Below are 19291 nucleotides of genomic sequence, written 5' to 3'. Positions count from 1 at the left end.
CAAATAATAAAGCCATATCATTTTCAGGGGGTCATATCATAATAAACATCCTAGGAGTATCAGGAAGCCCGCGAACAGGCTCCACCGATTACATAGTCAACACATCCCTCAGATACCTGGAGGAAAAATATGGCGTTAACACCAGGTATTTCTCAGTTAAGGCCAGGCAGCTCAACTTTTGCATCCACTGCGACTACTGCGTGCGTGAGCGCAAAGGCTGCGTCCACAAGGACGATATGCACGAGTTCTATGAAGGACTGGAATGGGCGGACGGTATCATAATCGGCACTCCCGTCTACCAGGGTAACCTCAGTGCCCAGACCAAGACCATGCTGGACCGCTGCCGGGCAATGGTAGCCAAAGACCCCGACATCCTGCGCAACAAAGTGGGCGCGGCCCTGGCTGTAGGCGGCGACCGGATTGGGGGGCAGGAGATAGCCATCCAGTCCATTCACCATTTCTTTATCATCAGCGAGATGATACCTGTCGGCGGTGGCTCCTTCGGTGCAAACCTGGGTGGTACATTCTGGTCACAGGACCGGATGGCCGAGGGCGCTGCCGAGGATGAAGAAGGGCACCGTTCCATGCGCAAGACCATGAACCGGATGGTTAAGAAGCTGGAACTGGTCAAGGGTATTGAAATCCCGAAAAAAGGTTGAGACCTTGAAAGGACTCATCCCGGCCGCAGGTATGGGGACCAGGCTCAAACCATACACCAACGCCATCCCGAAAGAACTGCTCCCGGTGGGCGGCAAGGCTGTCATCGAGCATGTTATTGACGCGTTCAGGGAAGCGGCTATCACCGACATTACTGTCGTGGTGGGCTGGAAAAAGAATGCCATACTGGACTACCTCGGCTCGGGACAGCGTATGGGAGTGAACCTCACCTATGTGGTACAGGACGAAAGGCTGGGCCTTGCCAATGCCATCTATGCCGGTCGTCATGTCGTGGGGAACAGCGACTTTGCCGTGATACTGGGCGACAATTTCTTCTATCCAAAGACCTTCATGCGCGACCTGCGGGATTTCCACCTGCAACAGGGAGCTGACGTGACCCTGGGAGTAACAGATATCCAGGACACCACCCGCCACGGCATTATTGCATACCATGGAATAGACGTGACCGATATTGTGGAAAAGCCGCAACCTGAGGATGCACCCAGTCGAAAAGGGTCTGCAGGCATCTATATCATGAGTGCTGAAATTTTTGATGCCATCAGCCATATTGAGCCGGGCATGAACAACGAGTACCAGCTGGCAGATGCCTTTAACGTTATGATAGAACGGGGGCGCAGGGTGGTGTTCAGGGACATTCCCGGCTACCATATTGATGTAGGTACTCCCGAAGACCTGCGGGAAGCAAACCGCTTATTCTACCTGCGGGAAAAGTGAGGTTACCTGTTCCGGTAATGCACAAAATTATATATCAAAATAGACGCCACTACCAGCACAATGAAGGAGGGGATATAGTCCTGGACCGGTCCCAGGTATTTCATTACCGTATCAGCGGTCACTGCCCAGAACACAGAAGCGATAAGGGACGCAATGGCGATCACAGGTATTATCTCACGCACCGTAAAACCCAGGAGTTTTGCAAAACATGCAGTAGCCAGCCCCCCGGTCATCTGGAACGGGATGAAACATATCATGAAAATTCCCACGAGACCGAACTTGTGCATCAAACCACTTTTATTGGACGTGATCATCTCCGAGAAGTTCATGAACGGTGCCATCAGCGTGAACTGCTTTAACTCTTCATGGAATATGACAAAAATCGGCAGCCCTATCATCAATGAACCAATATCGGATATGAAACTGACAAGTATCATCACGAAGAGGGACATTTCCATGGAAGCCCCGTTGAGCATAGCGAACTCCCGGCCCGACAGGAACTGGGTACTGAATACCAGCGAGAACTCACGTATAAGTCCGAACTGGAAAAAAATGAAAAGGATTATTGAAACCAATATCACTCCGGTAATGAATAATCCGATGAGGAAACGGTCAGATTCTGTTTTTTCAATGCTCATATAATTATCCGTAATAGTCGTTTCGTGAGTATTAGGATTATATGTTGATAACCTTTTTTCCATCCACTCAAACGGTTACTGTCATTTCCGGCTGTATTCCCTGCAGGAGTTCACGAACCTCTCCATTGACACCGCAGCCGGATGAGTGTGCATGTAACTTGCAAGAGTATTGTAGACCATCAGCCCGTCCTGACCATCGAAAATACCTTTTCCCCTGCGCATCCTGTATGCGAACCTGGCATCACGCCCTGGTTCTGTTATGGAATAATGGAACTCATGCCCCCGCACGGTCTGCCCCTTACCCAATAAATGATTATCAGCAATTACTTCTGCTTCCGTATATCCCAAAGCCTGGAACCGCTGTACCATGCGGGATTCGCTGTCGAACACCCCGGCCATTTCATACGTCTTCCCGTCTCTTTCCAGGCTTGTACCCAGGTACATCAGCCCTCCGCACTCGGCGTATACGGGCATGCCGTCCTGTGCTGCCTTCCTGATGTCATAACGCGTATTCGAAGCCGAGAGCTGGGCAGAGAATAGCTCGGGATAGCCTCCACCGAGTATCAGGCCATCTATATCTGGCATGGGGTCTGACATCGGGCTGAAGGTAATAATTTCAGCTCCGCATTGCTCAAGTTCGTCGAACATATCCTGATAATAAAAACAAAAGGCACTGTCCAATGCCACGCCTATCCTGACATCGGCCTGCGGTGTCTTAATTTCACCCGGGCTACCAGGTTCTCGAGCCGTTTGAGAAATGTCCAGCAGTACATCCACATCCATGTTGTGCTCAATAAAATCGGCCAGGTTATTGTAATCCCATTCCTGTTCATGCGCCATGTGAAGCCCAAGATGCCTGGACGGCAGGGACAATTCCTTGTTGGACGGCAGTGTCCCTATCACAGGAATGTCGATACCTGCACCTTTACATGCATCCTCGACCAGTTTGCTGTGTCGTGGACTGCCTACCCTGTTCAGTATCAACCCTGCAATATTTATGTCAGGGTCCAGGGTCTGGTAACCTTTCACCACGGCGGCCGCACTGCGGGACATGCCATGGACATTGACCACCAGCACCACGGGTACACCCAGTGTCTTTGCCACATGGGCGCTGCTGGCGGTATCTGATGAATTCAGACCATCGTACAGTCCCATCACGCCCTCGATTATGGAAATGTCGCCAAGGGTCCGGGCGTAGGTGCTCTGGACCGCCCCGGTGCCCATGATATAGGTGTCCAGGTTCCTGGACGGCCTGTTACAGATAGCGGTATGATGTGACGGGTCAATGAAATCCGGGCCCACTTTGTAGGGTTGCACAGCCATGCCCCTGCGGGCAAGCAGCGCCATTAGTCCCAGCGCTACTGTGGTCTTGCCTACACCGCTGTGGGTCCCTGCTATCATTACTGCTTTTGTCATGATCGGTCTGTATTGTGTGAATAATACATCTTAAGAGTAATCAAAACCAGTGAAACCACAGAAACGTTCCAGCCACTTTCACTTTCCTCTATCCTGTCCAGCAGCCAATAAACAGAACGCTCAAGATCCCCTGAGTGTCCATCACGTATCAGGGATTGCATCACCAGGCATGATGTGGCTGTATAGTTCCAGTGACCATCATTACAGTGCGCCAGCAACCACGAAGAATTATGTCTGATGGCGTCTGCTGTGCCCTCCGGGTCCTGGTGAATGAGCGCGGTATTGATGAGCGCAATGACCCCAGGGTGTTTCCAGTCCTCTGAAAAAGTATCCAGCAACCATTGTACTCCTGTGCGGTTCGCCTTGCCAGCGATTCCCAGGGTCATCAGGCAATAACAGGTATCGTACACATCATTGTTCCATGAACCATTACCTGATTGCATTTCCAAAAGCCAGTCCAATGATTCTCTGCACGCTACCCCGCATTCCAGCAGCGCAGTACATGCCCTTGCGGTATTCCGTACAGAATTACCTTCTTTCCAGTGGTCCCCCGACCTGGCCTGCTCCAGCCATGCCAGGAAGCTGCTGGTATCGCGGCCCCAGATACATAATGCCCTGGCAGCCTGTGATGCTTCCTTGGTATTGTTCAATGGAGTCATTTCAAGCCAATCCAGGGCACGTTCTGAGAAGGCTTTGACCCTGTCAGGATACATTGCACTATTGATGAGGTTACTCTATCTAATCTGTATCGATGTTTTTTTATCCTTTGCGCCCATATCAGGAGACGACTGTCAAGTATACAGGAGGCAGCCTATGAATGAGAAAATTGCGCCCCTTGTGGACGAAATAATTAGGGCGCTTGGTACAACACTGAATCGGGCTATTATTGAAGAAGAACTTACCAGACTCCTTGAGTTCAAGGTGCCGTCTGAAGAGGCAAAAAGGAGTCTGCTTAAAAAATACGGGGTCAGTGAAGCAAAAAGATTATCTGACCTGCACGGCGGAGAGCGTGATATCGAAATTACGGCCAGGATACTGGATATCAATCTTAAGGTAGTGGGTATTAAGGGGCAGGAACGTAGTATTTTCATGGGCACCATGGCAGATGAGACCGGAGCTAAAAGTTTTACAGCATGGGAGGATTTCGGGCTTGAACCGGGTGACGTGGTCAAGGTTACCAATGCATATATCAGGACATGGCAGGGTATGCCCGAGATTAATTTCGGTCCCAGGTCAAAAGTCGAGAAATTGGACCGTGAAGCCCTGGATTCCCTCGCGACGGCAAAAATTGATAAAGCGGTTTTGCTGGCAGACCTGGTGGATGGAGCCGCGGCCGTGCATACCATATTCAGAATATTGGAATGCCAGCATAAAGAGATCACTACCAGGAACGGCTCACGGACTATCGTTTCCGGGACCGCCGCTGACCGTTCTGCCAAACTTCCCTTTACATCCTGGGTGCCAAATCCCCTCTTTTCTGAAGGGGCTACCGTAGAGGTAAAAAATGCTTATATTAAATTATGGCGCGGAGTCCCCACTATCAATATGGGAGAGTTTTCCCCCATAAGCAAATCTGAAACCGAGATCAGTAATGATGAACTCGCTCCACTGTTCAATTCTGAACCTGTCAGGGTGGATAGTATTACCGGGCGGGACGGGGTGTACGATGCGATCATTGAGGGCAGCCTGATATCTATCAGGCCAGGGTCAGGACTCATTAACCGTTGTCCCCGGTGCAGCCGGGTGATACAGAAGAACACCTGTCGCGTGCACGGAGTTGTCGATGAAGGAATATATGATATGCGGATAAAGTCCATTCTGGACGATGGTACCGGAGCCCTGAGCGTTGTTCTGGATGCGGACCTGACACAAAAGGTCACAGGCTATTCTATTGACAGAGCCAGGGAAGTGGCGGCGGCAGCTATGAACCAGTCCGCGGTGGAGGATGAGATGCGCCGCAGATTACTGGGCAGAAGCATGTGGGTACGGGGGAATATGACAAAAGGCGAATACGGCATCACGCTGGTAGCCGAAGATGCCGTTTTGACAGAAATGGATACCGCTGCAAAAGCTGCGGCCCTGATTACAGAAATGGAGTCGGTCGGGCAAAAGCTTCCCGGCAAGGGAGAGAGCCCATGATCGAAAGGGAACTGGCCTGGCGGGTATTTGCACACGAGTTCAATCATTCCCATCATTTTTTTCACGAAGGTGATGAGAGGTCGCCCAATTACCTGGTCACGCCCACAGGCGCCAGGATAAATCGGCTGTACTTTGTGGGTGTGCTGACAGAGATTGAAAATATAGGCGCTGGCGAAGATATGTGGAGAGGAAGGGTATCTGACCATACGGGAGGATTCATGGTCTATGCAGGACAGTACCAGCCCGAAGCTGCCATGTTCCTATCAGGACTGGAAATACCGTCCTTCGTTGCAATGGTGGGTAAGGCCCGGACCTATGAGCCAGAGGAAGGGACCATATACACATCGGTCAGGCCCGAGGAACTGAACAAGGTCGACAGCCAGGTAAGGGACAGGTGGATCGTGGAAACTGCCCGGCTGACCTTTGAGAGGATACGGTTTGCGAGGAGTGCGCTGGAATCAGGATTAAAAGGTACACAACTCGTTGAAATGCTGGTACGATCGGGTGCCAGTGCCGAACTTGCCGATGGTATTACCAGGGCCATTGAACACTACCCTGACCTGAAAGAATACCTTGATACCCTGTCCGGTATAATAATTGATTCCCTGAAGACACTGCTGCCTGACGCATCAAATACAGGTGTAACAGCAGGTACACTGAGCAAAGCAAATACCGATACAGCAATTGTGGTTATTCCAGCACCGGAAACCATCCCGAAAACCATCCCGAAAACCAATCCTATCCAGACAACAGATTCTATACCGGCAGCTGAAGAAAATGTTACATCGACCGGGGATAATACCTCCCCGGAAGAAACACAACCCGATGGCAAAGAGCTGGTATATGAACTACTGGGGAGTCTGGATAAGGGAAGGGGCGTACCTGTATCCGAACTCACAGACCGGTCAGGACAAATCGGGCTGTCCGGGGAACAGGTGGACGATGCTTTAAAAGGATTGATGTCAGAAGGTCGGTGCTATGAGCCCAGGATAGGGGTACTGCGCAGAGTGTAAAATGCAATCCCACACTGAAAAGCCAAACCTTTAATTATCGGTCACACATCATTATTTCAAAAAATCATAACATCCCGTACAATAGGTGAAATTATGACTTCAAATGAGGATATTCTAAAAAAGATAAAGGAAAAAGATGTCAGGTTCGTAAGACTGCAGTTTGTGGATATCCAGGGTATAGTCAAGAATGTAGCCATACCCGTATCCCAGATTGAAAAAGCAATGGGCCATGGAATATCCTTTGACGGCTCTTCAGTCGAAGGGTTTGTCCGTATCGAAGAGTCTGACATGGTGTTAAAACCTGACCTGAATACGTTCCAGCTGTTACCATGGCGTAATAATGGTGGTTCAATAGCCAGGATGATATGTGATGTGTACCAGCCCGGTGGCGAACCTTTTCAGGGCGACCCCAGGTATGTACTGAGACGGGTCATTGAAGATGCTGCGTCCCTGGGTTTTAAGATGAATACCGGCCCTGAACTGGAATTCTTCCTGTTCGAAAAACATGAAGGACGTGCAACGACAATACCTCACGATAATGCAGGGTATTTCGATTTTGGTCCGGTTGACCTGGCAGAGAATATCCGAAGGGAGATAGTCATTGCCCTGGAAGGTATGGGGTTCGAGATCGAAGCATCCCACCATGAAGTGGCATCCGGCCAGCATGAGATCGATTTCAAATATGGGGATGCCCTGATAACAGCTGATAATGTGCTGACATTCAAGTATGTGACCAGGACCATTGCCAATAATATGGGACTTCATGCTACATTTATGCCAAAACCCCTGTTCGGTGAGAACGGGAGCGGTATGCACGTTAATATTTCCCTGTTCAAGGATGGCAAGAACGCATTTTATGACCCGGACAATGAACATGGTATCAGTGATATCCTGAAATATTTCATTGGTGGGGTGCTGAAACATATTAATGCCATAACGGCTGTCACCAATCCCACGGTCAATTCATATAAGCGATTGGTGCCAGGATATGAGGCCCCGGTATATGTCTCATGGTCAGGCGCAAACCGGAGTTCGCTCATCAGGATACCTGCAGCCCGGGGTTCCAGTACCAGGATAGAACTACGCAGTCCTGACCCGTCGTGTAACCCGTATCTCGCCTTCGCGGTCATACTTTCAGCAGGTCTTGACGGCATCAGGAACCAGATAGATCCCGGTGAACCCGTGGGTGATAATATATATGAAATGGATGAAAAAGAACGTGAGCACCGGAATATCAGATCACTCCCCGGCACTCTCAGGGATGCACTCAACGAACTGGAACAGGATGAAATTATAATGAATGCTCTGGGCTCCCATGTTCTCAATAACTTTTTAAGGCTGGGCCGGACCGAGTGGGATGCATACAGGGTGCAGGTGCATGACTGGGAGATCCAGCGTTATATCAATATAATGTAAAACAGGTTGAAAAAACTATATGATATCTTCCAATACGGACCCCCAGGTACAGAGAAAGCTTACCGAGATACTGCGTATTATAAACGAGAGTGACAGCGCTATTGGTGCACGTATCATCGCTGATAAGATGAGGGAGCGAGGATATAAGATAGGGGAGAGAGGGGTCAGGTACCATCTGAGGATACTGGACGAGAGAGGGCTTACTTCCAGGGAAGGTTATTCAGGCCGGGTAATTACTGAAGACGGCATCCGGGAACTTGAGGACGGCCTGATAGGGCACAGGGTCGGATTCGTTATTACGACAATTGATGAACTTGTCTATAATACAGATGTTGATGTAAATACCGGCGAGGGTAATGTAATAGTAAATACCGCGTTCGTAGACAAGGATGATTTTGACGAGGCTATCGATATCATTGCAGCCCTGTGTAACAGTCCATATTCAATAAGCCCATATGTCAGGATTCTGGAAGAGGACAGCCAGGACATAAAGATACCTGTGAATAAGGTGGGAATTGCCACGGTATGCAGTATTACCATCGATGGTATACTGGCACATAGCGGCATTCCTGTGAACACGAAATACGGGGGACTGGTTCAGGTCCGGGATACCAGGCCCGTTCGTTTCTCAGACCTGATACTGTATAACGGTACGACCATTGACCCCATGAAGATCTTTATTAACAAAAGAATGACTTCAGTCATGCAAACATTGGATACCGGTAGTGGCAAGTTGCTGGCAAACCTTCGGGAGATACCGGTTTCAGCCAGGGACTATGCAATTGAAGTACTTGAGAAAGCCAGAGGGATCGATATTTCCGGGGTTATAGAAATTGGCCAACCCGGTGCTTCAGTTCTTGGGGGTCCCATAAATACGGGTAAGATAGGAATTTCCCTGTATGCAGGGGTAAATAGCCTGGTAGCAGTGGACGAGAATGGAATAGATATATCCATACATCCGATTTCAACAATTACGAATTTCAAGGATATGACCCGAATATAGGCTAGGGCAGAAATAACAAAATAAAGGATGAAAGACGTCCTGATTGTGGTTTTCAGGCCAGAGCTTTTCGTATCAGTCCTGAATAGACAGAAGGTTCCACAGACTTGCCGGCCCAGACCCGTTTAACGTCACCGTTGTGTATGATCGCGGTCAGGGGCAGTTTCTTGTCCTCGTCGGGTGCACCTTTGAACAGCACATGGTACAGAGAACCTGCGGCACTATCTTCGCTTATCTCAAATATGGATATGGTAGTACCGTGCATCTGGTCAAGGGCCCGGATGTTTGGCTCGTTGGACTCGCATATCTTGCATGTATCTTCGCGCTGCCTGGCACGCCTGATGTTTAGCACAACAGGGTTTTTGACGGCACAAATATCGTCTGCTACCTGCTCAAGCGGAGCGTACTTTGAGTTGACCAGGATGTTAATGTTATCACCGAACTGCTTCATGACCTCTTCAGTTGGTATGGAATGTTTCTGGGAAAGGGATTCCAGCAGTTTGTCTTGAAAAGATTCCTTGTGTTTGTGCAGGATTTCACGCAGGTTCATTGATATCACGATCCTGATATGGGTATACCTGATTGAAATACCATGATACTTAAACCTGGTTGTAGGGCAATGAGGAATTAGTAATTCTTGAGTTTTACCGTTGGGATATACATACGTTCATCATTGTGGTTTTTAAAGGCATTTTGCATGTTTGTTTTATTGCTAATCGAAACAGGCCCGTTTATTTCCGCCTCAACAGTGCCCTGTATGCCCACAGCGCCGCCGGTTTATGACGCGCCACGAACAACCCGGTCTTCACACCCTGCACCATTGGTGTACCGCTTAGCGATGACAGGTCGCGCCCGGCGAACACCGACACCATGGTATCGATCTCCTTATCGGTCATCTTGCGAACCAGTTCAAGGCCCATCCTTCCCATCCAGTACTCACTGGCAAACTCACCTTTCCAGCGTTTCTGGTATTCCTTCAATCTCTGTTTCGAAAGATCATTCTCATTCACTGCTGCGGCAGCCACCTCACCGCATATCTGCCCGGCACGCATACCATAACCGATACCGCTCTGGCCCGCTGCGCCCCCTGTTACCATGAACCCGTCAGCAACAAGCTGTTTTGGCACTGTAGCTATTGGGTCGCCGCCCGTGAACCTGGATTTTATCTCGATGTCACCAACACTATATCCTTTCATTGTTGCAAACCGTTTAAGCCATCTGTCAAAAAAAGCAGATACATCCCTTCCCTGTCGCCTCACATACACACCCAGCGTGGCCCGGTCGCCACCGGCAGGGGAGTAGGTGGATTTCCAGCCCGGTGAATGCCTCCCGATATAATATTCGAACATGTCAGGTTCACCGATTCCGGGCGCCCGGACCTCGGCTTCCATGGCCCAGGCAATATCGCCAGGATAGCGGGTGGTATTAAGGCCCATCCGCGCCGCGGTCTTTGACTCAATGCCATCGGCCGCAATCACCAGCCTGGTTACCAGGAGGCCACCAGACGTGCTTAATGTAAACACTCCGCCTGAAGGTATCACGGCCAGTACCTCAACTCCCATCCTCATATCCACACCCGTTCCTGCCAGTTCTTCCTGGTAATGACGGTCAAATAACCCCCTGTCAATAAAATATCCAGGAGTCTCAATATCCACAGCAATACCGGAGGGTGAGATGATCTTCATACCCTTTAACCTGTTCACCACATACTCATCCAGGATCGGTTCACTGCTACGCTCCATCATGAACCTGAAAAAAGTATTTGCAGGATGGGGTGGTATTCCCATATCCTCTTTAGCATCCACCAGGATGACCGATGCGCCTCTTCGTGCTGCCTCCCTGGCTGCCATTATCCCGGCAGGGCTGGCACCGATTACCACTATATCGGCATCGGTATGTCTATTCACCTGAACAACTCCGTATTACCATATGAAAGGATAGCCTGTAGACTTTATGAATATCAGGAGCAGCACATCCACTATCAAAGAACCGAACATGACACCCCGGTACCTGGAACCCTGCAGGAACAATTCTCCGCCTCGTTTCGGTTCCGGATTCCTGATAAAATCCATTGATTGCCATAATATCCAGCCTCCGCCAAGCAGGGCGCCTGTAAAATAAACCGGACCCAGACGGGCAGTGTATCCAATAACGAGTGAAGCGATAACACCGAGTACCCAGCAAACGAACACGAATTTTGAAGTAAGAGGCACGCCAAAGGTTACCGGGGTTGTCGGGGCGCCTTTTGCCCGGTCACCTTCCACATCGCGTGCCACGCCGCTTAACGTAAAACCCCAGTCGGTCACGCACATCATAATACCCAGGAATATTGCAGGCAGTGGCAGTACCTGGTTATCAATATCAGGTTTAAGGATGCCGGCCGGATCAAATGCCAGCCATACACCGATAGGTACTAATCCATACGATATTCCCACCGGCACAAAGCTCAGGAATGTTGAACGCTTTGCTATGGCCGAGTAGAATGTGATGATACCGGCTGCGATGATAAAGACCACCAGTGACTCCAGGTTCAGGAATGCGGCAACGGTTCCTGCCACTATTGCCAGCACTACGGCATAGAGAAGTGCACTTTTTTGTTTTATGCGTGATGACGGGAGCGGGCGCTTGGGAAGGTTTATCTGATCAATATCCACATCACAGTAATCATTGAGGACATACGAACTGGTAATGGCAAAATATGCACCTGCCACTGCCACCATGAAGAGAAAAATGTCGGGAAGTCCTCCGCTTAGGTAATAGGTTGCCAGCAGCGCACTTGCTGCCGGGAGCGCAAGGTCCATATCAGCTATCTCAGGCCGCAACATCTCGATGTATGGCCTTATTTTATCCAAATACCCTTGTTTATTCAAAGTTTTCATAGGCATCACATTATTCGAGAACCCTGTTCTGTATCTTCATGACAAATTCCTGTTATGATATATTACATTTCTTAAAATCCTTCGTGTGACCTGCGCAGGAAAATACTCCAAATGCCCAGTATGATTGTTGTTAAAAGGATATTGAACCCCGGTATGCCTGAGCCGTCCGTGCTCGTAGTTGTAGGTGTCACGCTGGAATTATTGGAATTACCAGGGTATGGTGTAGGTGTAGGGGTTGGTTCTGGCAGGGCAGGGTCGTAATATTGGTATACCTGCGAAAAAGTCACAATATCGGCTACTTCCCCTGTATATAAGCCGGATACCCTGAGGCTTAACTGCAAGGTCTCAAGAGAATAATTCGATAAATTATAGTGAGTAGTAGAGTTATAATAAAACACTTCATCACGGGAAAGTACGGCTGACTTTACAACCGTATCATTCAGTTTCAACTGCACCCATGCTTTGTTTCCACTTTTGCTTACGCTCATCAGGTTAAAGGAATACCCCTGATAGAATGGCCATGACTGGCCTGTTGTGAGATAAAGACTTGTGCCATTGACCAGCGGTTCAGTCCTCAACAGGGCCAAAGCCGGGTGGAATGCTCCCAGGAGAAGTATCCCAGCAATTAATATTATTTTACCCAGACTCCATATCTTCATACTATTACCCAAAATGTGTCATTTGTCTGTAAATTGTTAATCACTATGCTTATAATATATCCTTTGAATTCTCCTTTTAGCCACATACTTATCTATTTATAGTTACTTACATTCGCTCAATGTCCAGGAAAATGACGGTAAGCCTGTGTTCAGGTAAAACAGCCTTTGAGGTGAATGCTTTTACAAGAATAGACCTGCTGCAGGTGGCTCAAATCCTCAATACCAGGGTGGCTACACCTCATATTCTGATTGTGGACATTGACGGGGTCGAGATATCGCTGTATCCCACCGGCAGAATGCTGGTCAAACGTGTCAGGACCGAAGAGGAAGCCTTGAAGGCTGCAGAATCTCTTCTTAATAAGATTAAATGACGAGAAAATCCTCTTTGCGGTCTGATTTACCCGAGACCATGGACTATGCCCAGGCTGTCGACAGAATCGGACAAACACAAAGTCACACTTTACAAACAACCAAAAAGCATAATAATGTACAACCCATTTTGAAGTTGAGGATCATGAAGTCATATCTATTAGTCTGGTTCAACAGTGAAGGTGGCAGGCCATCTGAGGTAAACCGGAGATTGACGTCCCTTGGATTTAAACCCATGCAGGGAGTCCATGATTATGTATATGACTGGGGTTCAAAAACCGACCTGGACGAGATACTCAATTTTGGCGACCGCATCCAGTTGACCCTTAGTGGACTGGGTGTTCTGTTCAAGATAGAGACCATCCAGAGTGATTGAACTAACTGTACTCGGAGAGGTCAACGATTTTTGAGCCAGAAAGGGCAGCTCTGAGCAGTTCTTCAACATCTATTTTTGCCTCTTCACCGCATACATCACCACATTTTGCAGACGTGGCAGGTTTTTCGGGTACTGCTGTACAACAGGTGGCAGGTCTGGTAGAGGCATCATAACTGCCAATATTCCGTGCAATATCAACAATCTCAGTCTTGTCAAGACCTATGAGGGGATGGTAGATAGGTACATGGATCCCGCAGGTTTCAGCCAGCATGTTCTGTGAGGTCTGGCTGGCTACCTGACCCAGGGATGCACCGGTGATTATACCGTGGGCATGTTCCTTTTCCATGATACCGGCGGCAATCCTGTACATCATCCTTCTGCAGAGCACACAGGTATAGCGGCGCTGGCAGTCTGATAAAAACGATACCTGGCTTTCACCACCCGGTACTTCATAGACCTTGAGGGAATGGCCGGGAGCCCATGTCTGCAGCACCCTGATACATTCCAGTGCTCTTTGCCTGGTGGTCTCGTCTGAGAAGGGATCATTGTTGACATAGACCGGAATGATCTCACAGCCACGTTTCATCAAGAGCCATGCTGCAACTGGCGAGTCGATACCTCCTGATACCAGAGCTACCATTTTACCCTGGGTGCCAAGGGGCAGTCCGCCCACTCCTTTGACCACATCGGTATACACGAAAGCGTGGTTCTGCCTGACCTCCACAAATATCTCCACGTCAGGATTGGTCAAATCCACGCTCGGACCCTGTTGCTCTATCCTCTGCCAGACAGCATCTCCACAGGCAATCCCGACATCCCGGCTGGAAAAATCATGATTCCCGGTACGCCTGGGCCTGATGCCAAATGACTGTCCTTCACCGATGATATCCTGTCCTACATCGGCAGCCAGTGATGAAACAGATTCCAGTGTAGGTTCACAGGTTATAGCCGGGCTCACCGAGACCACACCGAACACCCTTGCTGCTGCCTGGGGAGCTGCAGGGTCGGCAGTATGGATGTAAATACGCCCCCAATCCCTGGATACGGAATCGTAGGATGTGCCCGTGGCATCGAGCATTGAGGTAATATTGGATATCAATGTCTTCTCGTAGCGGTCTCTCACATTCCTGCTCTTGAGGGCAATCTCGCCATACCGTATTAATACCACATCATCGGGGGGGCGGCTCATGTTCATTCCTGGCCTTCTTCCAGCACATGTTTGATTATCCTGGCATAGACCGGCCTGGCTATGAGCACGCCTATCAGCACGCCCACGATAGTGGTCAATGCAAATCCTTTCAGTGCACCGAATCCCATCCATACCAGCCATATCATGGCGATAATGGTGGTGGAAGCTGCTGCAAAAATAATGCCGAACGCCCTGTTTATCCTGGAATTGTATACCTTGGTCGGCGGCAATTTTCCCTCATACAGTACTTCATCGGTGATGACCACAAGATGGTCAATACCGGTACCTATGACCGCAATGATACCTGTTATTGCTGGCAGGTCAAGCTGCCATTTCACTGCTGATGCAAACCCCAGAATCATCACCACTTCACTGAGCGAAGTGATTATCATCGGCAGCATGATCTCCTTTCTGCGATATCTCAAAAAGACCATGAACGATACAGTGATAATGGCAAGCAGGCCAGCTATTGCAGTGAGTTCCTTGAACTCGCTACCAAGGGATGCAGGCACCTGACCTGAACCTATGACCTCTACGTTAACAGGAAGAGCTCCTGCCTTCAAATGGGATTCAAGTTCCCTTGCATTATCCTCGCTGCCAGTATCGCTACCAAATGACGCCACCAGATCCTGTATAGGCACAACTCTCATGCTCTGTGCAAGCGAATACGACAGGGGAGCGCTGTATATTACTTTTTTATCCAGGTACATGGTGATCTCGTGATTATCCGGGTCACCGACCGCGTTGGTCTCAATTGCCACCTGTCTCAGTGCATCAGCACCCTGCTGTGTAAGTTTGAACGGCACACCCCAGACATTGTCTTCCATCTTATGGAAACCAACAGACTGTACATCCTCGCCATATACGGCATGCACGCTCTCGTTATTCGCTATCTGTACGCGTATTTCGAACTTACCAGGTGTGGCGGCCAGTTTCATTGCCGTATCAATATCAATTCCTGCCAGGTCAATGAGGATATATTCCCGCCCTACGATGACAGGTTTAATATCGCTCAACCCGAACAGGTTCAATTTATCCTCAAGGATCTCCTTGGTCTCAGTTAAGGTAGTTATTGATACACCGTCTTCATATGCTGTCACTGAACCCCCAACCGGCTGCAGTATGGCAGCAAGTTCCTCCGGAGAGGTTTTCTTTCTTATCTCATACCTGATACCCTCCCCGTCATCAAAGACCACTACTTCTGTTTTGTACTGGTTTTCCAGGTATTTGGTGATCGCTGTTTTTTTATCAGTCTGGAGTAAAATAGAATAAACACCGCCCCTGCTGGATACAGCTGCCTGTCCGAAACCCAGGGATTCTATCCCTTTGGCAGTAACGGACCGGTGGGTTTCAAAGGTCACCGAAGATGTGGTCTGCTGGGTGATTGTCACGGTTTCATTCAGGAATATCCCATAATCATGTGCGATGATATTCCCCATATCAGCATCCACCTGCACCATGGCGCCTTCAGGTTTCAGGTGGAGCCACGAACCTCCGTCCAGGTCAAGGCCGTACTTGAGCCCGCCGACACCAAGTTCAGGAAACACAGCAGGCAGGAACAACAAGATCAATGAGATCAATAGTGCACCTACCATCAACATGACCCTGGGGTCGCTGCTCAATCCTCTCTCCACGTCTTCGCCATTCATCGTTTTCGCCCCCTCTTGCCCTTTTTGTCAGGTGTACCTCGTGCAAGATACCATTTGAGGATGCCAGTATTCAGCATCCACGTGTTCATCAGGTCAGTGATCAGGCCGAAAATCAATACGATTGAAATCTCACTGATGATGTCTATCCTGGAATAGGATGAAATTAGACCGGCAAAAGTGCTTACCACGAAAAGTACGAGAACAGCTGCTATTGTGGTCAAGGTCATAGTAAGGCCGGTCTTCATTGCAGCCCGTATCTTTTCATCAGTATCACCCCTCCGTTTGAGTAACCTTGTAGTAAGCAGGATGTCACTGTCTACTGAATAACCTATCAACATGAGCAATGCTGCCACCGTGCCAAGGGACAGGGCAATACCGAACAGGTCCATGAGTGTTGCGGCAATGATAATATCAGACCCGGCAGACAATACCACTGCTGCTGAGGGTACTGGAGACTTGAATATTAAATACACTATCACAGCCATTCCCAAAAATGCATATAATACGGCCTTGACAGCACTGCGTTGCAGATTTTCGCCATATACTGCACTCATATGTTTCAGGGCAACATCTTTGCCATACGTGGATGAGATATAATTGTTCAACTGCGTCTGCTGGGCTTCGTTCATTGGACCGAACTGCAACATAACACGTCCGCCGCCCGCATCCCTTGCACTGTATGGTGGTGTTTCCGGGAACCTGGACGTGAATTCCTCCTGAACCTCTTTATAGGACGATTCCGAAACAACGGTGAGCACAGTTCCTCCGGTAAATTCCACGCCCAGCTCCACAGGACTTCCATGGGCATAAACTGACCAGCCCAGTATCAGTAGTGATATGAAGAATATCACCAGTGGGATCCCTATCATCTGGTTGGTTGAGAACCGTCCCAGATATGAATCAATATAACTATCTATGTCTTTAGTCTCCATAAGCAGCACCGCATTAAAGGTAACACATTGGTCACGTGCGAATACCATATATCACAATATATTTACCTTTTGCTCCCCTAACTAACAGACCATCACAAAAGGAAAGGTAAAAAACATGGTTCAAAGACCCACAATAGATGAGTATTTCATGGAAATAGCCCGGGTAGTGGCCAAGCGTTCCACCTGTTTAAGAAACCAGGTAGGCGCAGTCATTGTTCTTGATAAGCGCATACTTTCCACAGGATATAACGGCGCACCCCGCAATCTGCAGCACTGTCTTGATATAGGTTGCATACGCCAGCAACAGAACATTGCATCAGGTACCAGGCACGAATTGTGCAGGGCAGTACATGCTGAACAAAACGCCATTATCCAGTCTGCTTTACATGGCGTCAGTATCGGGAGCGCCACATTATATTGTACCCACCAGCCATGCATATTATGTGCCAAGATGATAATTAATTCAAATATTAAAAAAGTCGTATTCTCTAACAATTACCCTGATGAAGAGGCAATAAGATTTTTTGACAAGGCAGGTGTGGAGATCGTAAGTTTTCCTGTATCTTCGGACTGACCCGGATAATGCTTTATTTCACTAACTTGAATAACCGTGAGGCGAAAAAGAGAAGCAGGATTGTAAGTATCAATCCAAGTAATTGCTGTATTTTTGAAAGAATAACCAGCAAATCGAGCATTGATGACATATCAATTAAATTATGCAGGTAGATGAACAATACATGGAATATCAGGACAAATGCAGCAAAAGCAAGTATCGTGAAGGCATTTTTAAATTCATCGGACCTCAGGAACAGTTTTGATTTGATGATATCAGGGTCATTCATTCTTATGTATATCACGAAATACATAAGCATGGAAAATGTTAAAATTGTCAGGGGTATTATAGCATAATGATTTATGAATTCAACCGTATCGACAATCAACGTGAATGTTGGACCTGACATATTATTTCTAATGTTAAATTAATATACATAAACCTATCGGATTTATATATAATAATATGTAACAATCTACGTAACTTCAAAAAGGAAAGTTGGTTTTATGGACGAAATTGATACTCAACTATTAAAGACCATTCAGGACGGTATCCCGATAACTTCCAGGCCATTCAAAAAAGTCGCAAGACAATTAGGGATTTCAGAGATCCAGGTACTGGAAAGGATAGGTAAATTGCATCATGACGGGATCATCAGGCGGTTTGGTGCATCAGTTGGACACAGGGCCATTGGCTTTACTGCAAATGCCATGTGTACCTGGAATGTACCTGATTCCCGGGTAGAAGATGTGGGTGCAATTATGGCTGGATTTTCAGAGGTAACTCATTGCTATGAACGACCTAGACGAGACGGATGGCCCTATAACCTGTTCACCATGGTTCATGCATATACCAGGGATGAATGCAGGAAAGTAGCAAAACAGATATCCAATGCCACTGGTATCGAAGATTATAATATTTTATTCAGTGAGAAGGAATTTAAAAAGACAGGAGTCAGGCTTTGACTGACAAACCCGGTAACAAATTATTGCAGGATAGTGAACCTAACCTCTTTCCGTTGATGATAGATATGAATGACCGGAAGGTGGTCATATTCGGAGGCGGAAAGGTGGGTGAGCGAAAAGCGGCTTTGTTTGTAAGATATGCTCCAACCACGGTACTCAGCCGCGATTTTACCCCCTTGCTTCAAGACCTGGCTGGAGAGGAGTTAAAACTCATTGAAACCACAGGTACCTTATCCGATGATGAGATACTGGATTACATCGACGGCGCATTCCTGGTCATACCGACTACGAACGACAGGGAATTTAATATCAGGGTCGCAAACATTGCACATGGACGGAGCTGCCTGGTAAATTCAGTAGATGGACTGGATGATTGTGCAATACCGTCTATTGTCGAAAGAGGCAACATTACCATTGCCATTTCAACGAGGGGGGCCAGTCCTGCCCTTTCAAAATATATGAGGAAAAAGATCGAAACCGTGATACCTGCCGAGTTCGAGACCATGGCACAACTGCAAAAAGAGATGAGAGTTCGACTCAAAGCGAGTATTCCCGACCAGAGAGAACGGGCAGGCATATTGTGGGCAATTCTTGAAGATGAAGATGTATGGAATGCACTGACACATTCATATGAACAGGCATTGGAAATCGCCCTAATACATATATCAAATGGAAATAATTAAATTTATATAAAAACCAGGGGTAA

22 protein-coding genes are annotated in these 19291 nt (G+C 48.2%); 11 read left to right on the top strand and 11 right to left on the bottom strand.

Going from position 1 to position 19291, the window contains the following annotated elements; translation table 11 throughout:
* Window positions 1-41: 41 nt before the first annotated feature.
* The gene (locus tag K0A89_03860; GenBank protein MBW6517620.1) at window positions 42-659 is read left to right on the top strand and encodes a flavodoxin family protein; all 618 of its coding nucleotides are present in this window, start codon (window positions 42-44) and stop codon (window positions 657-659) included.
* A 4-nt stretch (window positions 660-663) separates the two neighbouring features.
* Complete coding sequence (locus tag K0A89_03855) at window positions 664-1392, top strand: NTP transferase domain-containing protein (GenBank protein ID MBW6517619.1); 729 nt, start codon at window positions 664-666, stop codon at window positions 1390-1392.
* Window positions 1393-1394: 2 nt separating this feature from the next.
* Here K0A89_03855 and K0A89_03850 read toward each other — a convergent pair whose 3' ends face one another.
* The 3 genes from K0A89_03850 to K0A89_03840 form a co-directional block, all read right to left on the bottom strand.
* Window positions 1395-2030, bottom strand: coding sequence for a small multi-drug export protein (locus K0A89_03850; GenBank protein MBW6517618.1), 636 nt, complete (start codon window positions 2028-2030; stop codon window positions 1395-1397).
* Between the two features lie 81 nt (window positions 2031-2111).
* Entirely contained in the window at window positions 2112-3446 is a 1335-nt protein-coding gene (locus tag K0A89_03845; GenBank protein ID MBW6517617.1) for a cobyrinate a,c-diamide synthase, read from the bottom strand.
* Window positions 3443-4159, bottom strand: a complete 717-nt coding sequence (locus K0A89_03840; GenBank protein MBW6517616.1) for a hypothetical protein — start codon at window positions 4157-4159, stop codon at window positions 3443-3445. The genes K0A89_03845 and K0A89_03840 overlap by 4 nt, the downstream gene beginning before the upstream one ends.
* A 100-nt stretch (window positions 4160-4259) precedes the next feature.
* Between K0A89_03840 and K0A89_03835 the strand changes: the two genes are divergently transcribed.
* The 4 genes from K0A89_03835 to K0A89_03820 all read left to right on the top strand — a co-directional run bounded on the left by K0A89_03835 (window position 4260) and on the right by K0A89_03820 (window position 9017).
* Window positions 4260-5585, top strand: a complete 1326-nt coding sequence (locus K0A89_03835) for a hypothetical protein (GenBank protein MBW6517615.1) — start codon at window positions 4260-4262, stop codon at window positions 5583-5585.
* Window positions 5582-6598 (top strand): hypothetical protein, encoded by a 1017-nt coding sequence (locus tag K0A89_03830; GenBank protein ID MBW6517614.1) that lies wholly within the window; start codon window positions 5582-5584, stop codon window positions 6596-6598. Before K0A89_03835 ends, K0A89_03830 begins: the two co-directional genes overlap by 4 nt.
* A 93-nt stretch (window positions 6599-6691) precedes the next feature.
* A complete protein-coding gene (gene glnA, locus K0A89_03825; protein MBW6517613.1) occupies window positions 6692-8014 on the top strand; it encodes a type I glutamate--ammonia ligase in 1323 nt (440 codons plus the stop codon).
* 19 nt (window positions 8015-8033) lie between these two features.
* Window positions 8034-9017, top strand: a complete 984-nt coding sequence (locus K0A89_03820; GenBank protein ID MBW6517612.1) for a DUF128 domain-containing protein — start codon at window positions 8034-8036, stop codon at window positions 9015-9017.
* A gap of 52 nt (window positions 9018-9069) precedes the next feature.
* Here K0A89_03820 and K0A89_03815 read toward each other — a convergent pair whose 3' ends face one another.
* From K0A89_03815 to K0A89_03800, 4 genes are all read right to left on the bottom strand, one after another.
* Window positions 9070-9564: a hypothetical protein gene (locus tag K0A89_03815; protein ID MBW6517611.1), complete on the bottom strand. Its 495-nt coding sequence runs from the start codon at window positions 9562-9564 to the stop codon at window positions 9070-9072.
* Between the two features lie 181 nt (window positions 9565-9745).
* Complete coding sequence (locus tag K0A89_03810) at window positions 9746-10864, bottom strand: NAD(P)/FAD-dependent oxidoreductase (protein MBW6517610.1); 1119 nt, start codon at window positions 10862-10864, stop codon at window positions 9746-9748.
* A 72-nt stretch (window positions 10865-10936) separates the two neighbouring features.
* Entirely contained in the window at window positions 10937-11893 is a 957-nt protein-coding gene (locus K0A89_03805; GenBank protein ID MBW6517609.1) for a UbiA family prenyltransferase, read from the bottom strand.
* A gap of 71 nt (window positions 11894-11964) precedes the next feature.
* Complete coding sequence (locus K0A89_03800) at window positions 11965-12552, bottom strand: hypothetical protein (GenBank protein MBW6517608.1); 588 nt, start codon at window positions 12550-12552, stop codon at window positions 11965-11967.
* 119 nt (window positions 12553-12671) lie between these two features.
* Between K0A89_03800 and K0A89_03795 the strand changes: the two genes are divergently transcribed.
* On the top strand, window positions 12672-12923 hold the full coding sequence (locus K0A89_03795) for a hypothetical protein (GenBank protein ID MBW6517607.1): 252 nt from the start codon (window positions 12672-12674) through the stop codon (window positions 12921-12923).
* A 143-nt stretch (window positions 12924-13066) separates the two neighbouring features.
* The gene (locus tag K0A89_03790) at window positions 13067-13297 is read left to right on the top strand and encodes a hypothetical protein (GenBank protein ID MBW6517606.1); all 231 of its coding nucleotides are present in this window, start codon (window positions 13067-13069) and stop codon (window positions 13295-13297) included.
* A 1-nt stretch (window position 13298) separates the two neighbouring features.
* Here the strand turns inward: K0A89_03790 and thiI are convergent, their stop codons facing one another.
* The 3 genes from thiI to K0A89_03775 are packed head-to-tail and all read right to left on the bottom strand — an operon-like array spanning window position 13299 to window position 17067.
* Entirely contained in the window at window positions 13299-14492 is a 1194-nt protein-coding gene (thiI, locus tag K0A89_03785; GenBank protein ID MBW6517605.1) for a tRNA 4-thiouridine(8) synthase ThiI, read from the bottom strand.
* The gene (locus tag K0A89_03780) at window positions 14489-16135 is read right to left on the bottom strand and encodes a preprotein translocase subunit SecD (GenBank protein MBW6517604.1); all 1647 of its coding nucleotides are present in this window, start codon (window positions 16133-16135) and stop codon (window positions 14489-14491) included. Before K0A89_03780 ends, thiI begins: the two co-directional genes overlap by 4 nt.
* Window positions 16132-17067 carry a protein translocase subunit SecF gene (locus tag K0A89_03775; protein MBW6517603.1) on the bottom strand — a complete coding sequence of 312 codons (936 nt, stop codon included), beginning with the start codon at window positions 17065-17067 and terminating at the stop codon, window positions 16132-16134. The genes K0A89_03780 and K0A89_03775 overlap by 4 nt, the downstream gene beginning before the upstream one ends.
* A 115-nt stretch (window positions 17068-17182) precedes the next feature.
* Between K0A89_03775 and K0A89_03770 the strand changes: the two genes are divergently transcribed.
* Window positions 17183-17641 (top strand): cytidine/deoxycytidylate deaminase family protein, encoded by a 459-nt coding sequence (locus K0A89_03770; protein ID MBW6517602.1) that lies wholly within the window; start codon window positions 17183-17185, stop codon window positions 17639-17641.
* Window positions 17642-17654: 13 nt separating this feature from the next.
* Here the strand turns inward: K0A89_03770 and K0A89_03765 are convergent, their stop codons facing one another.
* The gene (locus K0A89_03765; GenBank protein MBW6517601.1) at window positions 17655-18029 is read right to left on the bottom strand and encodes a hypothetical protein; all 375 of its coding nucleotides are present in this window, start codon (window positions 18027-18029) and stop codon (window positions 17655-17657) included.
* Window positions 18030-18126: 97 nt separating this feature from the next.
* Between K0A89_03765 and K0A89_03760 the strand changes: the two genes are divergently transcribed.
* A complete protein-coding gene (locus K0A89_03760; GenBank protein ID MBW6517600.1) occupies window positions 18127-18585 on the top strand; it encodes an AsnC family transcriptional regulator in 459 nt (152 codons plus the stop codon).
* Window positions 18582-19268 (top strand): bifunctional precorrin-2 dehydrogenase/sirohydrochlorin ferrochelatase, encoded by a 687-nt coding sequence (locus tag K0A89_03755; GenBank protein ID MBW6517599.1) that lies wholly within the window; start codon window positions 18582-18584, stop codon window positions 19266-19268. Before K0A89_03760 ends, K0A89_03755 begins: the two co-directional genes overlap by 4 nt.
* Window positions 19269-19291: the final 23 nt, after the last annotated feature.

The organism is ANME-2 cluster archaeon, assembly GCA_019429385.1.
Classification (GTDB): domain Archaea; phylum Halobacteriota; class Methanosarcinia; order Methanosarcinales; family Methanocomedenaceae; genus Methanocomedens_B.
Note: the sequence above shows the minus strand (reverse complement) of the source record. Positions and strands in the feature narration are given on the sequence as shown.